Annotated in this window: 19 protein-coding genes; 14 read left to right on the top strand and 5 right to left on the bottom strand. The window is 45.7% G+C overall.

Features of this window, described 5'->3' with window-relative positions; translation table 11 throughout:
• Positions 1 to 9 precede the first annotated feature (9 nt).
• On the bottom strand, positions 10 to 603 hold the full coding sequence (locus ABJ081_11100) for an NYN domain-containing protein (protein MEP6357217.1): 594 nt from the start codon (positions 601 to 603) through the stop codon (positions 10 to 12).
• 288 nt (positions 604 to 891) lie between these two features.
• On the opposite strand from ABJ081_11100, the gene rpoZ reads away from it, so the two are divergent.
• The 12 genes from rpoZ (at position 892) to parC (ending at position 12570) form a co-directional block, all read left to right on the top strand.
• Positions 892 to 1299: a DNA-directed RNA polymerase subunit omega gene (gene rpoZ, locus ABJ081_11095; GenBank protein ID MEP6357216.1), complete on the top strand. Its 408-nt coding sequence runs from the start codon at positions 892 to 894 to the stop codon at positions 1297 to 1299.
• Positions 1300 to 1422: 123 nt separating this feature from the next.
• A complete protein-coding gene (locus ABJ081_11090; protein MEP6357215.1) occupies positions 1423 to 3675 on the top strand; it encodes a bifunctional (p)ppGpp synthetase/guanosine-3',5'-bis(diphosphate) 3'-pyrophosphohydrolase in 2253 nt (750 codons plus the stop codon).
• A gap of 40 nt (positions 3676 to 3715) precedes the next feature.
• Positions 3716 to 4300, top strand: coding sequence for an orotate phosphoribosyltransferase (gene pyrE, locus ABJ081_11085; protein ID MEP6357214.1), 585 nt, complete (start codon positions 3716 to 3718; stop codon positions 4298 to 4300).
• Positions 4301 to 4444: 144 nt separating this feature from the next.
• Complete coding sequence (locus ABJ081_11080) at positions 4445 to 5080, top strand: DUF2062 domain-containing protein (protein MEP6357213.1); 636 nt, start codon at positions 4445 to 4447, stop codon at positions 5078 to 5080.
• Positions 5077 to 5481, top strand: coding sequence for a holo-ACP synthase (gene acpS / locus ABJ081_11075; GenBank protein ID MEP6357212.1), 405 nt, complete (start codon positions 5077 to 5079; stop codon positions 5479 to 5481). Before ABJ081_11080 ends, acpS begins: the two co-directional genes overlap by 4 nt.
• A 111-nt stretch (positions 5482 to 5592) precedes the next feature.
• The gene (gene lepB, locus ABJ081_11070; protein MEP6357211.1) at positions 5593 to 6354 is read left to right on the top strand and encodes a signal peptidase I; all 762 of its coding nucleotides are present in this window, start codon (positions 5593 to 5595) and stop codon (positions 6352 to 6354) included.
• A 3-nt stretch (positions 6355 to 6357) separates the two neighbouring features.
• On the top strand, positions 6358 to 7086 hold the full coding sequence (gene rnc, locus ABJ081_11065; GenBank protein ID MEP6357210.1) for a ribonuclease III: 729 nt from the start codon (positions 6358 to 6360) through the stop codon (positions 7084 to 7086).
• Positions 7079 to 7981, top strand: a complete 903-nt coding sequence (era, locus tag ABJ081_11060) for a GTPase Era (GenBank protein ID MEP6357209.1) — start codon at positions 7079 to 7081, stop codon at positions 7979 to 7981. The genes rnc and era overlap by 8 nt, the downstream gene beginning before the upstream one ends.
• A 257-nt stretch (positions 7982 to 8238) precedes the next feature.
• On the top strand, positions 8239 to 8727 hold the full coding sequence (locus ABJ081_11055) for a twin-arginine translocation pathway signal (protein MEP6357208.1): 489 nt from the start codon (positions 8239 to 8241) through the stop codon (positions 8725 to 8727).
• 19 nt (positions 8728 to 8746) lie between these two features.
• A complete protein-coding gene (locus ABJ081_11050; protein ID MEP6357207.1) occupies positions 8747 to 9376 on the top strand; it encodes a ferric reductase-like transmembrane domain-containing protein in 630 nt (209 codons plus the stop codon).
• Positions 9377 to 9481: 105 nt separating this feature from the next.
• Positions 9482 to 10210, top strand: coding sequence for a DNA repair protein RecO (gene recO, locus ABJ081_11045; GenBank protein ID MEP6357206.1), 729 nt, complete (start codon positions 9482 to 9484; stop codon positions 10208 to 10210).
• A gap of 71 nt (positions 10211 to 10281) precedes the next feature.
• The gene (gene parC / locus ABJ081_11040) at positions 10282 to 12570 is read left to right on the top strand and encodes a DNA topoisomerase IV subunit A (protein ID MEP6357205.1); all 2289 of its coding nucleotides are present in this window, start codon (positions 10282 to 10284) and stop codon (positions 12568 to 12570) included.
• 46 nt (positions 12571 to 12616) lie between these two features.
• Here the strand turns inward: parC and ABJ081_11035 are convergent, their stop codons facing one another.
• From ABJ081_11035 to hemB, 3 genes are all read right to left on the bottom strand, one after another.
• Complete coding sequence (locus ABJ081_11035; GenBank protein MEP6357204.1) at positions 12617 to 13381, bottom strand: arginyltransferase; 765 nt, start codon at positions 13379 to 13381, stop codon at positions 12617 to 12619.
• Positions 13382 to 13475: 94 nt separating this feature from the next.
• On the bottom strand, positions 13476 to 13961 hold the full coding sequence (locus tag ABJ081_11030) for an RDD family protein (GenBank protein MEP6357203.1): 486 nt from the start codon (positions 13959 to 13961) through the stop codon (positions 13476 to 13478).
• A gap of 84 nt (positions 13962 to 14045) precedes the next feature.
• Positions 14046 to 15074, bottom strand: coding sequence for a porphobilinogen synthase (gene hemB / locus ABJ081_11025; protein ID MEP6357202.1), 1029 nt, complete (start codon positions 15072 to 15074; stop codon positions 14046 to 14048).
• A 170-nt stretch (positions 15075 to 15244) separates the two neighbouring features.
• On the opposite strand from hemB, the gene ABJ081_11020 reads away from it, so the two are divergent.
• Together ABJ081_11020 and ABJ081_11015 are read left to right on the top strand one after the other, a co-directional pair.
• Positions 15245 to 15694 carry a DUF6163 family protein gene (locus ABJ081_11020; GenBank protein MEP6357201.1) on the top strand — a complete coding sequence of 150 codons (450 nt, stop codon included), beginning with the start codon at positions 15245 to 15247 and terminating at the stop codon, positions 15692 to 15694.
• Positions 15695 to 15860: 166 nt separating this feature from the next.
• Positions 15861 to 16373 (top strand): MarR family winged helix-turn-helix transcriptional regulator, encoded by a 513-nt coding sequence (locus tag ABJ081_11015; protein MEP6357200.1) that lies wholly within the window; start codon positions 15861 to 15863, stop codon positions 16371 to 16373.
• A gap of 125 nt (positions 16374 to 16498) precedes the next feature.
• Here the strand turns inward: ABJ081_11015 and ABJ081_11010 are convergent, their stop codons facing one another.
• On the bottom strand, positions 16499 to 17272 hold the full coding sequence (locus ABJ081_11010; GenBank protein MEP6357199.1) for a DUF1295 domain-containing protein: 774 nt from the start codon (positions 17270 to 17272) through the stop codon (positions 16499 to 16501).
• Positions 17273 to 17317 lie beyond the last annotated feature (45 nt).

Below are 17317 nucleotides of genomic sequence, written 5' to 3'. Positions count from 1 at the left end.
TCTCGGTATTTAGTCCTCTGAGCCAGAATCCTGATCATATTCATCGAGTTCAGGCTCAATACGTTCAGGGCGCTCTGATGGGTCACGTCCAATAGAGTTTCTCAATGTTTTGAGGTCAATAAAATTATCAGCTTGGCGGCGTAGCTCATCTGAAATCATGGGAGGCTGAGTCAACAGTGTGGAAATGACGCTGACTTTGCGTCCTTTGCGCTGGACGGCTGCGACGAGGGAGCGAAAATCACCATCCCCGGAAAACAAGACAAGGTGGTCTACATGTTCGGCTGCTTCTAACATATCAACAGCAAGTTCTATGTCCATGTTGCCTTTGACTTTACGGCGGCCTTGCGCGTCTGTGAATTCTTTGGTCGGCTTGGTGACGACGCGATATCCATTGTAATCAAGCCAATCAATTAGGGGTCTAACGGATGAATATTCCTGATCATCAGCAATGGCTGTGTAATAATAGGCACGGAGTAAATAACTACTTTGTTTGAAGTCCTTTAGTAAGCTTCTGTAGTCAATTTCGAAGTCGAGAGAACGAGCTGTCGCGTATAAATTTGCCCCATCAATGAATAGGGCAACTTTTTCTCGTGGGTCAAACATATATTATAAGTCTCCAGTGTGGATGAGGTTTAATCCCTCATCTCGCTAATTATTTCAATTCGATATTCCAGACATGATCAAAACGCAACTAGGATGTGAGATTACTGTGTTATAATATCGTCTAATGGTCGGTATGTTTTAGTATCTAAAATATTATAACTGAACGGAAACTGAATAAATTCAAGCTAGAGAAGTTGTCGCCAGTGTATATCAGGTCTTGCATTTTTGATTGCTAGGGGTATAAGCCTTACAAGATTTGATATTTCATATAATTTGGAGTGATTTTTCATGGCTCGTGTGACAGTTGAAGATTGCGTTGATAAAGTTGAAAACCGGTTTGAGCTTGTTTTGCTCGCTGGTCATCGTGCTCGCATGATTTCTACAGGTGAAGAAATAACCATTGATCGCGATAATGACAAAAACCCAGTTGTTGCGTTGCGTGAGATTGCTGAAGAAACAGTTTCTCCTGAAGATTTAAAAGAAGACTTGATTCATTCACTACAAAACAATGTTGAAGTTGATGAGCCAGAAGCTGAGATTGTTCCTGTGGTCGAGTCTAGCCCAGTATTGATGGGTGGCATGCCAATGGCGGGTGATGATGATCAACCGGAAACCGGTTATGAGCGGATTACTGAAGATGATCTACTTCGTGGATTAGAAGGCCTTGTACCACCAGATCGTTCAGATGATTATTAAAATTTCAGATTTTTTCTGATATTTAAGGCGCTTATCGATAATGATAAGCGCCTTTTTTAGTTGTAGAATGCCTCAAGTTTTGGTTTGATTTGATTCTATAATAATAAGGTATTTTTACACGCCATGATGCGGCAATACGAACTTGTTGAGCGTGTTATGCGCTACAATGCTAATGCTGATGAGGGCTTGCTCAATAAAGCCTATGTTTATGGCATGACTAAGCATGGCCGTCAGCAGCGCGCCTCAGGTGATCCTTATTTTTCGCACCCTTTAGAAGTTGCGGCCATCTTGACAGATATGAGGCTGGACGATGCAACGATTGCTGTGGCGCTCTTGCACGACACCATTGAGGATACGGATGCAACGCGCGCAGAAATAGATACTCTTTTTGGTTCTGAGATTGGCCAATTAGTGGAGGGTTTAACCAAAATCCAGCGCCTTGATCTGGTGTCTAAAGAAGCTGCCCAAGCTGAAAACCTGAGAAAGTTGCTTCTTGCAATTTCCGATGATGTGCGTGTGCTGATTGTTAAGCTCGCGGATCGTTTGCACAACATGCGAACATTGCATTATGTGCCTGAAGAAAAACGTAAGCGCATCGCCGAGGAAACACGAGATATTTATGCTCCGCTAGCAGGGCGTATGGGTATGCGCGAAATGCGCGAAGAGTTGGAAGAGCTTGCTTTTGCAGTCATCAATAAAAATGCCTTTGATGCTGTGAACGAGCGCTTGGCTAATTTACGTGAGAGCAACCAGCACCATATTGATACTGTTGTTGATGAGGTGAATAACCTTTTTAAGAAAGCGAAGTTCAAAGCTGATGTTAATGGGCGAGAAAAACGTCCGTTTTCAATCTTCACAAAGATGCAACGTAAGAGTGTTGGGTTTGAACAGTTGTCGGATGTCTATGGGTTTCGCGTGCTGGTTGACGATATTGCCGACTGCTATCGTGCACTTGGCATTATCCATATGCGTTGGGCATCGGTGCCAGGACGTTTCAAGGACTTTATTTCAACACCAAAACAGAATGATTATCGTTCGTTGCACACCACCGTTATTGGCCCAGGCAGCAAGCGTGTGGAGCTTCAAATACGCACCCATGAAATGCATAGCATTGCTGAATATGGTGTTGCAGCTCACACCCTCTATAAGGATATCTCAAATGGAGAAGGTGGTGGAGATGGCAATCTAGCTGGCAAGGTTGATCACGATAGTTACGCTTATATTTGGCTGCAAAATACTGTTAATTTACTTGCTGGCGTCAGTGAGCACGATGATGAAACATCGCTTGATTTTATTGAGAATACAAAGCTCGAACTGTTTCAAGATCAGGTCTTTTGCTTTACCCCGAAAGGGCGCTTGATAACGCTGCCGCGCGGGGCTAATTCGATCGATTTTGCCTATGCTGTTCACACCGATATTGGTGACACATGTGTTGGGACAAAAATCAATGGCCGCATCATGCCGCTTGTGACAACACTCAGTAATGGGGATGAGGTTGATATTTTGCGCTCTCCTGCACAAAAACCACTTGCTGTATGGGAAAACTTTGCGGTGACAGGCAAGGCGCGGGCTGCCATTCGTCGTTCGACAAGAGATCAGAGCCGTCGCCAACATGCCAGTTTGGGGCGACAGATTATCGAGCGTCAATTTGAACACATTGAGCGCCCGCTTTCTGATGAACTGATTATAGATGCTTTGCCGCGGTTAGGCTTTTCTGAAGTTGATGAACTTATGGCAAAAATTGGTAGTGGTGAAATGCCGCCCTCCAGTGTGATTGAGGCAATTTACCCAGATTTGAAAGAGACAAGCCCGAAGACCAAAAACTTGCCAGCGCCGAAAGGTGAAGGCTGGTTTGCTATGGGGTCCGATGCCGTTAAGTTTAAAATTCCAGATTTTGATAAACCCATTGAACGCGGTGAAGCAGCACCGTTTCCTCTGAAAGGTGTGGGGGCTGATTTCAAAGTAAAATTCGCGCCAAATGGTGGAGCTTTACCGGGGGACAGGATCGTTGGCATTCTAGAGCCAGGCGTTGGTGTTACGATATATCCTATTCAATCCCTGACGTTGAGCCATTTTGATGATGCGCCTGAAGTGTGGCTTGATGTGCGATGGGACGTTGATCCTGATGCTGGTGAACTTTTCCCCGCAAGAATTGTCGTCAGTGTGCTTAATGAACCTGGAACACTTGCACAGATAGCTCAAATCATTGCAAGTCTTGACAGTAATATCGAACGTCTGGAACTCGTGCATGGAGCGACAGATTTTACGGATATTAAAATCGATTTGATGGTAAGCGATTTGACGAAGCTGAATAGGATCATAGCTGAAATCAAAACCACAAATGTTGTGAGTGCTGTTGAACGAATTAATGACTAAATTATGATCAATGGATTACAGTTAAAAAGTTGAGAAATATATGACACGTGACGAAGTGCTAGCCGTATTTAAGCGGGCGGGAGCAATACTTGAAGGACATTTTATTCTTTCATCTGGGTTGCGCAGTTCTGTTTTCCTGCAAAAGGCAAAGGTCTTTCAATCGCCTGCGGACACAGAGATATTATGTCGTGCATTAGCCGATAAAATGAACGAGCAAGGTCTTGGAAAACTCGACGCGGTTATCTCACCTGCAATTGGTGGCATCATTCCTGGGTATGAAACGGCACGACATCTCAAGCTGCCTGCGATGTATGTTGAGCGCGAAGAAGGTATTTTCACGCTGCGTCGTGGTTTTGAATTGGATAAAGGCGCGCGTGTTGTTATCGTTGAGGATATTGTCACAACAGGTTTGTCGGTGCGTGAGTGTATTGCAGCTCTTGGGGATAATGAGATAGAAGTGGTCGCTGTCGGGTGCCTTATAGACCGCTCAGGCGGAGAGGCGGACGTTGGTCGTCCCTTAATTGCACTCACAGAATATAAAGTACCAACTTACTCTCCAGACGATTTGCCACCAGAATTATCTTCTATCCCAGCAGTAAAACCGGGAAGCCGTGGGTTGAAATAAGAAAATTAATTTTTAAATTCTATTTAAGGCAGTGGTTTATAACGCTATTGGGTATTTTTAGTATTATATTGTTTATTCAGGTTTATTATCGCATTCATGTTATTTAAGCGGCGAAAACAAGAAGATTTAAGCAAGCGGGTGAGGGTGGCCTTATGGCCACGGCGTACTTGGTGGCGGAGCATTAAATATTTGATGTTGCGTGTGCTGCGTTTGACCGCGTCCCCCCATGTAATCGCTATGGGTGTTGCAGCGGGCGTTTTTGCTTCATTCACGCCGTTTCTAGGATTTCATTTTGTGGTTGCCTTCACCATTTGCTTTTTTGCGCGCGGGAGCTATTTTGCAGCGGCAACGGGCACATTTTTTGGTAACCCTTTAACATTCCCCTTCATCTGGGCGTCTGTCTTAAATGCTGGACGCTTTGTACTTGATATTACTGGAGGGGCAGAGACACAGAGAATGGATGTGTCTCTATTGAATTTTGAGATGATTGTTAATTCATTTCATACGGTTTGGCCTTTGATTAAAACCATGAGCGTTGGCTCGCTTCCTGTTGGTATTCCGGTTGCATTTGTGGTTTATTTTATCATCAAAAAAATGGCCAAGGTTTATCAAAAATCACGCCTTAAAATGCTCGCAGACCGCGCTCGTGCTGATTGGGCCGATCGTTTGGATCGACAATTGAAGACTGAATACGAGCAATCACTGAAGCAACAAGCCCGGTCTGGAAAAACAGCGGTTACGGATATGAAAGACAAACCTAAGAGCAAGGCCATCACATGATCATAGGTCTTGGGTCTGACCTCATTAATATTCACCGTGTTGAAGCGACATTATCCAAATTCGGTGAACGCTTTACCCAGCGTGTCTTTACCGAAGTTGAACGTCAAAAATCAGATCGCAGAAATCAACGCGCGGCTTCTTATGCAAAGCGATTTGCCGCGAAAGAGGCCTGTTCCAAAGCCTTGGGCACAGGTCTTAGCAAGGGTGTTTACTGGCGGGATATGGGCGTGGTCAACGCGCCATCGGGTAAGCCAACCATGAAGTTGACGGGTGGCGCGCAAAAACAGCTACAGGCGCTAATGCCAGAAGGGCATGAGGCTGTTATTCATGTCACTATTACCGATGATGACCCCTGGGCTCAGGCCTTCGTGATTATTGAAGCTATGCCAATTTCTAAATAAAGAAATAGGGAGTGATTTGTTTTGATCGTTGCCTGTTTATGCGAAGCCCTTTACAAGCGCTCCATGTAAAGTACAAAACGTTTTTGACACCAACATAATTTGGGCTTCTTACTGATGACAAAAAATGAAACAAAAAAAGATGAAGACGGCATTTGGGAAACCATCAAGGTCGTACTTCAGGCTCTTCTTTTGGCGCTCGTTTTACGCACATTAATAGTGCAACCCTTTGTCATTCCATCAGGCTCCATGATGGGGACATTGCTGATTGGTGACTATTTGTTCGTATCAAAATATTCTTATGGCTATTCACGCTATTCTCTTCCGTTGGACCTAATTCCTTTTGATGGTCGTATTTTGGAAGGAAAACCGAAGCGTGGTGATATTGCCGTATTCCGTCTTCCAAGCGATACATCTACTGATTACATCAAGCGTGTTATTGGCTTGCCAGGTGACACTGTACAGGTGAAGGACGGTGTTGTTTATCTCAATGAAGTAGAGATAAAGCGGGAAAAGGTGGATGATTTTACGGGGACATACAATCAAGGAACAGACATATCCATTCCTCGCTATAGAGAGACATTACCAAGTGGAAAAACCTATTTGACGCTTGATAGCAATCCCAACAATATATCTGATAATACAGTAGTATTTACCGTTCCAGAAGGTGAGTATTTTATGATGGGTGACAACCGCGATAATTCGCAAGATAGCCGCTATAGTAATGTTGGAACAGTGCCTTTGGAAAATTTCATTGGCCGTGCTGAGTTTTTGTTCTTTTCTATCGATAATGGCTCATCGGCATGGCAGTTTTGGAAATGGCCGCAAGATTTGCGCTTTAGTCGCCTTTTCAACGGCTTAAGAAAGAATAGATAATCCGTGGTGACTAAAATAAATCCAAGCGCTCAGAAATTAGCACAACTGGAGAGTAAGCTTGGGTATCGTTTTAACGATCGAGAAATCCTTATACGCGCACTGACGCACAAATCTGCGATGGCGGCAGATGAAACCGATCTGACTGCATCTTATCAGCGATTGGAATTTATGGGCGATCGCGTTTTGGCGGTGGTGATCGCTGAAATGTTGTTTCATGCCTTTCCGGATGCGGAGGAGGGCGAACTTGCCCGCCGTCTCACTGGCCTTGTGCGCAATGAAACATGCGCAAGTGTTGCTATTGATTGCGATATGCCTGCGTACATTTTGTTGAGCGAAAGCGAAAATAGAGCGGGCGGGCGTAATAAGGCGGCCATCATCGGTGATGTGTGCGAAGCTATCATGGCCGCGATCTATTTTGATGGCGGCTGGGAGGCAGCCCGTTCTTTCATCGAACGCAATTGGCGTGAACGCATGGAAGGCTGGTCAAAGCCGCTGCGCGATCCAAAAACAGCACTACAAGAGTGGGCGCATGGCAAAAAGCGTCCAGCCCCCACTTATAAAGAAATTTCACGCTCCGGCCCTGATCATGCGCTTTCCTTTGTTATGGAAGTGAAAGTCGAGGGTTTTCAGACGGCAAAGGGCGAAGGCAATTCAAAGCGCGACGCTGAACAAAAAGCAGCCTCAATCATGCTTGTGCGTGAAGGTGTGTGGGAAAAAGATGATTATGAGTGAAGCTGATACCAAATGTGGCTTTGTTGCTCTTATTGGTGCGCCCAATGCAGGCAAGTCAACGCTGTTGAACCGTGTTGTCGGTGGGAAAGTCTCGATTGTATCCCATAAAGTGCAGACCACTCGCGCGCTTGTACGCGGAATTATGGCCGAAGATCAAAGCCAGATCATTTTTGTTGATACGCCAGGTCTGTTTGAACCTAAACGTCGGCTTGATCGCGCGATGGTGGCCAAGGCTTGGGATGGGGCGGGGGACGCGGACATCGTGGCGCTTTTGATTGATGCGAATAAAGGCATTCGCGAGGATGAAGAACGCATATTAAACGCCATGGCGACCCGCAAACAAAAGTGCATTTTGCTTCTCAATAAAATCGACATGGTGAAACGTGAGCATTTGCTTGCCTTGACCGAGATGATTTCAAAGCGGGTGAGCTTTGATGAGACCTTCATGATTTCTGCTGAAAAAGGTCATGGCTGCAAGGATGTAGTGACCTATTTAGCAGAGCGTCTGCCTGTTGGTCCGTGGCTTTATCCTGAAGACCAAATGTCAGATCTACCGATGCGCCAATTGGCCGCAGAAATTACCCGCGAAAAACTCTTTGAACGCCTTCATCAAGAGCTTCCCTATTCGTCGACGGTGGAGACTGAAGCATGGAAAGAATTACGCGGCGGTGATGTGCGTATTGAGCAAACGGTTTATATTCAACGTGAAGGTCACAAGAAGATATTGATCGGCAAAGACGGCCAAACAATCAAATCGATTTCATCAGCAGCACGAAAAGAACTGCAAGAGATTTTGGAGCGTAAGGTGCATTTGTTCTTGTTCGTCAAAGTGCGGGAAAAATGGCTTGACGATCCTGAGCGCTATCGTGAAATGGGACTTGATTTTCCAAGCTAAGGCCGTGCGTTAGGTGTGTCTTATCTTCAGATGACACCTTGCCGATATTGTGGAGTGGAAAACTGCTTCCAGTGAAACTGAAGCCCGATCGGTCTGTCTGGGTCGTTTCTTCTAGTGCTCGTTAAAATATTTTACAAAGCCGTAGTTTTCATTCCCATCTACTCACTCTAAAATGATTGCAAATGTGCTATACTTTCGCCACTATTGTACACAGTTTTATAAAGTAGATATCGGATGTTTATGAGCGGAGAAATGATATGCCTTTGATCCAGTTTAACCGTCGTACTCTCATCAAAGCGGGCAGCGCTGTGGTGGTGAGTGGGCTTTCTGGTCGTCTTATCCCAGCCCAAGCCAAAGGCCTTGAACCAACGCCGACAATGCGTGGTGGCGCAAACAATTATCTGCGCGATGCGCCAATTGTGGAGCGCATTGGGGCAGGTGGATTTTGGATGAGTGGTAGCGTCCGCCGTGCCGGAGATGGTGCGCCGCTTGCGGGCCAGCGTATTCAAATTTGGGCGCATACGGTTGAAGGTCATGAGCGTGAACCGGAAAGTCATGGTTCGACACTGACAGATGCAAACGGTGAGTTCAAACTGGAGATGCCGCAAATTGTACCCGCTTTTGGTCAGGCTCATGCTCACCTTGCTTATGACGATGGTGCGTTTAAAACCGTGTTTCTGCGTCCTATCATGGCCAATGCTAAAGATACCTCTTTAAGGACACATTTTGTGCTAGAGCCTGCCTGATTAAGAGGGACTGAAAGAGATGGGCCGCACTCAAGCGTTTGTTATCTGGGCTGGGCTTATTATCGCTATGATTGTGCCGATGGTGGCCGCTGCTTCAAGCCCGTTACTTGCATGGCGTGATCCCATTTATATCATTGCTGGATTGTCGGGCGTACTCGCATTTGTGCTTTTGCTGTTGCAGCCTTTGTTGGCGGGAGGCGCTTTGCCCGCTCTTTCTGCGCGGCGTAGTAGGCAATTTCATCGTTGGGTCGGGATCATGCTGGTCGTGACGGTTGTGACCCACGTCGTGGGGCTTTGGATTACCAGTCCACCCGATGTGATTGATGCGCTTTTGTTTGTCTCGGCAACGCCATTTTCTGCATGGGGTGTTGTGGCGATGTGGGCGATTTTTATTGCCGCACTTTTAGCTGCTCTTCGCAAAGCTTTACGCCTTCGACCTCACATCTGGCGCCTAGCACACACCACCCTTGTAACAGTTACGGTTATCGGAACTGTGGTTCATGCTCTGTTGATTGACGGCACTATGGAGATGATTTCAAAGGTGTTGCTTTGTGTGCTGGTATTTGGGGCGACGGTGAAGGTGGTATTTAACACGTTATCAATATCGACTTCGCTTTCAAAATCGCATTCCAAAAAACGACCTTTGTGATTTATATGGCCATGATACGTGTAAGCAATTTACCGCTTCATCCACATATCAGACATTTCTTCCTCCTCTCTTCCCATCTTCCTCATTGAGCTTTATTACAGTTTCATGGAATGGACGGAAGATGCTCTTATTTTGGGATGTCGTAAGCATGGGGAGACGAGTGTCATCCTTGAGGTGATGACCCGTGAGCGAGGGCGGTGTCTTGGGCTTGTGCGCGGGGGACGCTCTCGGCGTCTTCAGCCGACCTTGCAGGCGGGCAATCAGGTAACCGTGACATGGCGAGCGCGGCTTGAAGATCATCTGGGAGTGTTCAGTGTTGACCCGCTTCATTTGCGCGCTGCAAGCTTGATGGAAACATCCATCGGGTTGAACGGACTTCAAACTCTTGCATCGCATTTACGGCTTTTGCCGGAGCGTGATCCTCATGTTGGTCTTGTGGATGGGGCTGAGATCATCATTGATAATTTGCCTGACCCTACCTTAACGGCCGCGCTTATTGTGCGATTTGAGCTGGCGCTTTTGGATGAGCTTGGATTTGGGCTTGATCTTAATGAGTGTGTTGCAACGGGGGCGCGGGATGATTTGATTTATGTCTCGCCAAAATCAGGGCGCGCAGTGAGTCGGGGCGCGGGTGCGCCTTATCATGACAAAATGCTCGCCTTGCCGACGTTTTTAAAAAGCGATAGCCCCAGCCTGCATCATGATGAAGTGGCTGCGGCCTTTGCACTGACCGGCTTTTTTCTTGCGCGCCACATCTATGAGCCGCGCCAAATGACCCCGCCTTTGTCTCGCGAGACATTAGCCCGCGATATCACGCGCCTTTTGATTGACTAAATAGGCTGGATAAACCGTGACATCATATCGTTTTTCTTGAGTATGACTGGCCAATGCTTTAAGCGGAACATATGGGAAACGAGATGATTCCACCCTCAGGTGGCGATGAAAATGGCATAGAGCCAATTAATCTGAAAATAGCTCTAGAGGAGCGATACCTCGCTTATGCGCTATCGACAATCATGCACCGTGCGCTGCCCGATGTGCGCGATGGCTTGAAGCCTGTGCATCGCCGTATCCTTCATGCGATGCGTGAGTTGAAGCTCGATCCGGGTTCTGGTTTTAAAAAATGCGCTCGTGTTGTCGGTGATGTCATTGGTAAATTTCATCCGCACGGCGATCAATCTGTTTATGACGCTTTGGTGCGTTTAGCGCAGGATTTTGCCGTGCGTTATCCGCTGGTCGACGGGCAGGGCAATTTTGGCAATGTGGACGGCGATAATGCGGCGGCCATGCGTTATACCGAAGCGCGGATGACTGAAGTGGCGCGCCTTTTGTTGGAAGGCATCACAGAAGACGCAGTTGATTTTCGTGAAACTTATGACGGTGAAGATGAAGAGCCGATTGTGCTTCCGGCTAATTTCCCTAACCTTTTGGCCAATGGCTCGAGCGGCATTGCGGTTGGTATGGCAACCAATATTCCGCCACATAACGCGGCAGAACTATGCGATGCGGCGCTGCATTTGATTAAGTTTCCAAATGCTGGCGTTGAGAAAATTGTTGAATATGTTCCTGGGCCTGATTTTCCAACCGGCGGTATTTGCGTTGAAAGTCCAAGCTCTATTATTGAGTCTTATAAAACGGGACGTGGTGGGTTTCGCGTTCGCGCACGCTGGGAAAAAGAAGATACAGGGCGTGGCGGTTATGTGATTGTTATCACTGAAATTCCCTATCAGGTACAAAAATCCAGACTGATTGAAAAAATTGCTGAACTGCTTATCGCTAAAAAATTACCTCTTCTGGGTGATGTGCGCGATGAATCAGCTGAAGACATTCGTCTTGTTTTGGAGCCGAAAAGTCGGACGGTTGACCCGGTTTTATTGATGGAATCCTTGTTCAAACTCAGCGACCTTGAAAACCGCATATCGCTGAACATGAATGTGCTGTCACGTGGGCTTGTGCCTAATGTGCTTGGTATTCGCGAAGTGCTGAAAGAATGGCTGGAGCATCGCAAAGAAGTTCTCATTCGCCGTTCCAACTTCCGGCTTGGTAAAATCAATCACCGGCTTGAGGTTTTAGCCGGTTATTTGATCGCGTTTTTGAATATTGATGAAGTGATCCGCATTGTTCGCAATGAAGACGAGCCTAAGCAGCATTTAATGGCGCGCTTTAGTTTGAGTGATATTCAGGCCGAAGCGATCCTCAATATGCGCTTGCGTTCACTCGCGAAACTTGAAGAAATCGAAATTCGTAGCGAGCATGATGCTTTGAGCGCTGAAAAGGCAGAATTGACTGAACTCTTGGCCTCAGATGATTTGCAGTGGAAGAAAATCGCTGGTCAATTGCGCGATGTGAAAAAGACATTCGGTCCAGACACTGAACTTGGACGCCGCCGCACAACATTTGAAGAGGCGGGTGAGGTTGATCTCGCGGACATTCAAAACGCCATGATTGAACGAGAATCTGTGACGGTTGTTATCTCGGAAAAAGGCTGGATCCGCACCATGAAAGGGCATCTTGCTACAACAGATGCTTTGCAGTTTAAAGATGGTGATAAATTAAAATCAGCCATTCATGCCGAGACGACTGACAAGATAGTTGTGTTCACCACATCGGGTAAATTTTACACGTTGGGCGCTGATAAATTGCCTGGTGGGCGCGGTCACGGCGAACCATTGCGCATTATGATTGATATGGAGAATGATCAGGATATTGTTTCAATTTTCGTTCATGATCCCTCTCGTAAACTGCTGATTACATCAAACGTCGGGCGCGGGTTTGTGGTCGCGGAAAAGGACATCATTGCCAATACCCGTAAGGGGAAACAGGTGCTGAACTTGAAATCACCAGATGAGGCTCTTTTATGTGTGCCAGCTGTTGGAGATCATGTGGCCGTTATTGGTCAAAACCGCAAATTACTGATCTTTCCGATGGATCAACTGCCTGAGATGACTCGAGGACAGGGTGTACGCATTCAAAAATATAAAGACGGTGGTATTGCCGATATTCGTACATTTAATGCGACAGAAGGCTTGTCGTGGATGGATAGTGCGGGTCGGCGTTATGAGCGCACGATGGTGGAATTGAGCGAATGGATTAGTGAACGCGCAAAGGCAGGACGTATGCCGCCGGTGGGCTTCCCGAAAACCAATAAATTTGCCACAGAAACGTTTAAAGGTGACATCTCGAAAGAGGATTAATCTGCGCGTTAGAGCCACGCCAATAAAGTCGCTCTGATCTTATTTATTAGACAAAGTCCGTTTGCTCCGTATGTACTTCCCAGCCGTTTGGAGTTAAAATCTGGTGTGGGTTGAACCGGATTTTATAATCCATCTTGCGTGACCCTTTGACCCAATATCCTAGATACAGATAAGGCAAGCCATGTCTGCGGGCGCGGGCAATATGGTCAAGGATCATATAAGTGCCAAGGCTGCGTTTATCGATGCTGGTGTCAAAAAAAGAATAGACCATGGATAGCCCATCATTCAAAACATCTGTCAAGGCGACGGCGATGAGATCCCCTTCGCCTTTACCTGTTATTGCGCTGTCTGGTCCTCGTTTTCTATATTCAATGACCATTGTGTTGACGTGGCTATCTTCCACCATCATGGAATAGTCGAGTACGCTCATATCTGCCATGCCACCTTCTTTGTGGCGGGTGTCTAAATATTGGCGAAACAATGCATATTGCTCGGACGAGGGGGCTGGGGTGCTTTCGGTGCCGATAAGGTCGTGATTCTTCTTTACAATGCGGCGCATGGATTTGGTCTCTTGGAAATTTGAAACCTCTACCCTGATCGACATGCATGCCCGACAAGACTCGCAGGCGGGACGATAGGCGATATTTTGTGAGCGTCGAAAACCACCCTTTGTGAGCATGTCGTTGATATCAGGCGCGGTTTCACCAATGAGATGCGTGAAAACTTTCCTCTCCATTTTTTCCTTTAAATAAGGACAGGGAGAGGGGGCGGTTAAATAAAACTGAGGTACATCTTTTGGATGATGGGACACAGCACCGACTGCCTTTCAAGAGCATAATAGCTCTACTAAAGCAGGGTAGCACTGTTTGCTATGATTTCAATCCAGATGATGAATTATTGATAGTTTATTGTTTTGGCAAAGCGTCGCGGTTCACCACGACAGCTCCTGAAATGAAATCATGGAGTAGGCGTTGACGGTTTGTGAAGAGGCCAATCAGGACAACAAACGGCGTCAGAACTGTTGAAAAGAAATAAAAGGCTAGCGCGTGAAAGACCGCCATAATCATATATAATTTACGGCCATCTCTCATGCGTATTTCTAGGCCTAAGGCGCGCATGCCTAGTGTGGCAGAATGTCTGCCGCCGGTGGTAAAGGCAACATAAGCTAGGACGATGGCAAAGGCTGCGGGTGCTATCGCCAGCCATAATAACCCAAATGTCGCAATACCTACGATGAAGAGGAAAACAGTTGCTATTGATATCAAAATGCTGATGAAGAAAAAGTCGATGACAAAGGCCATCGCTCGTCTGGAGAGAACTCCTTCAAACAAATTTGCATTGCCAGGAAAATCAAAAGCATCATGCGAAGGGGTGATGTTTGATGTGCTCATGGCGATATTCCTTATCCGATTGCTCATACAATAGGTGGTTATAGCTTAGGGAATATCAACTTCTATTGCGCTAAATTCACTTAATTATCGGTTTTCTTGCAGCATTTCCGCAACTTTCGGGGCGAAATAGGTCAAAACGCCATCTGCGCCCGCGCGCTTGAATGCCATCAGGCTTTCTAGAATAACGCGATCTTCGTCTAGCCATCCGTTTTGTATGGCGGCCATGAGCATCGCATATTCACCAGATACCTGATAGGCATAGGTTGGCATTTGAAAGGTCTCTTTCACTCGGCGCACAATGTCCAGATAAGGCATGCCGGGCTTTATCATCACCATATCAGCGCCTTCATCAATATCGTGTTGTACTTCGTGTATTGCTTCGTCAGTATTTGCCGGATCCATCTGATAAGTGCGTTTATCACCGACAAGCGTCGAATTGGTTCCAACAGCATCACGAAACGGACCGTAAAAGGCAGAGGCATATTTGGCGGCATAAGACATGATTTGAGTGTCGCTTAAACCATCACTATCGAGGGATTGACGGATTGCGCCCACTCGACCGTCCATCATGTCAGATGGCGCAATGATATCAGCGCCAGCTTCTGCCTGTAAGATGGCTTGGTTACATAATATATCAACTGTTTCATCATTTAGGATGGTTTCACCATTCATCACCCCGTCATGGCCATGGCTGGTATAAGGATCAAGTGCCACGTCGCACATCAGGCCGACGGGATATTGTTCAGCTTTAATGGCTCGACAAGCAGTGCAAATGAGATTGTTCTCGTTTAGCGCTTCACTGCCTTCAGCGTCTCGTTTGTCAGGATCCGTGTTTGGAAACAGCGCTACAACGGGAATGCCAAGTTTTGCAGCTTTTTCAATTTCGCGTATGGCTTGGTCCACCGTATGGCGATAAACGCCCGGCATGGAAGGAATGGGTGTGCTTTCGCTTTCACCATCTGTCAGAAAAATCGGCCATATCAGATCATCGGCGCTTAAGGTGTTCTCGCGAACAAGCCTGCGCGCCCAATCTGTTTTACGGTTTCTGCGCATGCGATGATGATCGACAATGCTATCCACAATCGTTCTTGGTTTTTTAGGCGGATTTAACATGCCCATACTCCGGCTCTTTTCTTGGTCTGTATTTACTTATGACAATAACCAACTTTTATGGCAATAATTCCTGATGTTGCTATAAAATTATCAGCCAGACGAGATTCTCGCTTGTGTTGTAGCCCAGAAATAACGTTGTTTAATAAAATAGGCCAAATATGGTTGAGATAGTGAATAATTACGAATTGAGCGAATTGGAAAAACAGCCAAAGCCGCATGTCATCGCTATTGCATCATCCGTTTTTTTGAGAATACTGGCATTGTTTATTCTGGGCGTGAGTATTTTGTTTTGGTCTCATGTGTTGGGATATAACGGCCCCGATATACAGCAGACATTTAATGCAAATAAATTTCAAGGTGTCGTCATGGCTGTGCTGGCGGTTGTCACGCCACTGCTTGGTGTTGGCTTGTGGCTTGGTATGAGCTGGGCACGTATTTTATGGGGGATTATGGGTACAGTGCTGCTGGTGCTCCATTTTACCGGCCAGCCAATTAATTTAAAATTGCTGACTTTCGGCGTTTTTCTTATGGTTTTACTCATATTCTATTATCTAGTGCAGCTTTACCATTTGCTCATTTTTCGCCGAAAAAGAAACAAATCGATTGAAAAAAGCGACTAATTAGCCTTAATAAAAGGTATCTTCATGTTTTGTTTAATATAGAATGCCTAATTCAAGATTATTACTATTTTAACTATTAGTTTTAAGCTGTTTTTATCGGCTGTCGTCTAAAATCGTTTTCAAGTTAGGTGTGGTAAAGAGCGCCAAACAGTGAAAGGCGAAGCAAATGAGTAATATGATTGGTGTAGCAGAATCCGAAGAGCACGTAGATGAGATCGATGTATTGCGTCCTCATTATCTTGAGTCTTTGCGGTTAGTAGAAAGACTGCACCGCCGGCTTTTGGATGTAATTAAAGATGAGTTTGACCGTAATGGCCGCTCTGATGTGAATAGTGTGCAAGCACTTCTTCTTTATAATATTGGTGATGCCGATCTAACGGCTGGTGAATTGCGAACCCGTGGGTATTATCTGGGCTCAAACGTTTCTTATAATCTTAAGAAACTTGTTGAATCTGGTTATATTTCTCATCAGCGTTCAGATTTGGACCGTCGTTCAGTTCGAGTAAGCTTGACGGATAAAGGACGCGAAGTTGCTGATATTGTGACTGATCTTTATGAGCGTCACACAATGTCTATTCAAAAAATTGGTGGTATCGGCGCGGGTGAATTTGAAATGCTGAATAAATCACTGATGCGTTTAGAACGTTTTTGGACAGATCAAATCCTTTATCGTCTATAGGCCGCTTTATCCTTTGTCGCGTTTAGTGCTGAGGATTGATGGAAATATAAGACTTTTCAATATAAAAGACCTTCGCGTGTATGCGGGGGTCTTTTTTGTTTGAGATGAGCTAGGTTCTTATTGGTTTATTCGGGCCGTCTGGGAAAGAATGCGCTGGTATTTTTGATATAGTCTCGATAGTTTTCTTTTTCTGGTGCAAGATGTTTTTCTAACATCGACACACCAGATACTTTTAAAATCAGAAATGTTAAAAGAGCAGGGCCAGCGAGCGAAAGCACGGAACCGCTTAGAGCCAACGCCATTAGCCCAAAACCCCACCAAAGCACGACTTCACCAAAGTAATTAGGGTGCCGCGAATAGGCCCAAAGACCTTTTGACATGGTTTGATTGTGATTCGTTCTATTAATTTTGAACTGGCTAAGCTGCCAATCGGCGATTGTTTCAAATAAAAACCCGAAAATAAAAACTAAAAACCCAATGAAAAATATAAAATTTTTAAAAGAGGCTATTGGGTTATCAAAATACAGTAATCCAAGATGTTGTGGTGTTGCAATTAGCCACATCAACACTGCCTGCAATAGAAAAATTTTAAAAAAACTGATCCACCAAAAAGAAGAGCCATTTTTCGTGCGCATTTTTGCATAGCGCCTGTCTTCATTCACGGACCTGTTGTGTCTGAGTGTAAGATGCCAACCAAGACGAAGGCCCCAAGTTATTGTTGATAATAATAAAATTATATGAAGCAGCGTGTGCTGGTCGCCCAGAACAAAGCATATAATAGCGATCACAGCAAAGCCCGGCCCCCAAAATAGATCAATAATTCCAGCATCATTTTTGGGAATATGAGCCGCCCATGCAACTGTAAAAATGGCAATGGTGACAATTAGGGTAGTTAGCAAAATGAAGCCCTCACAAAAGATGGGAATTAGATATCACGGACTGTT

The sequence above is a fragment of the Hyphomicrobiales bacterium genome (assembly GCA_039989895.1).
Taxonomy (GTDB): Bacteria; Pseudomonadota; Alphaproteobacteria; order Rhizobiales; family JACESI01; genus JACESI01.
The sequence above is the reverse complement of the archived record's forward strand: the minus strand, read 5'-3'. Positions and strand labels throughout refer to the sequence as shown.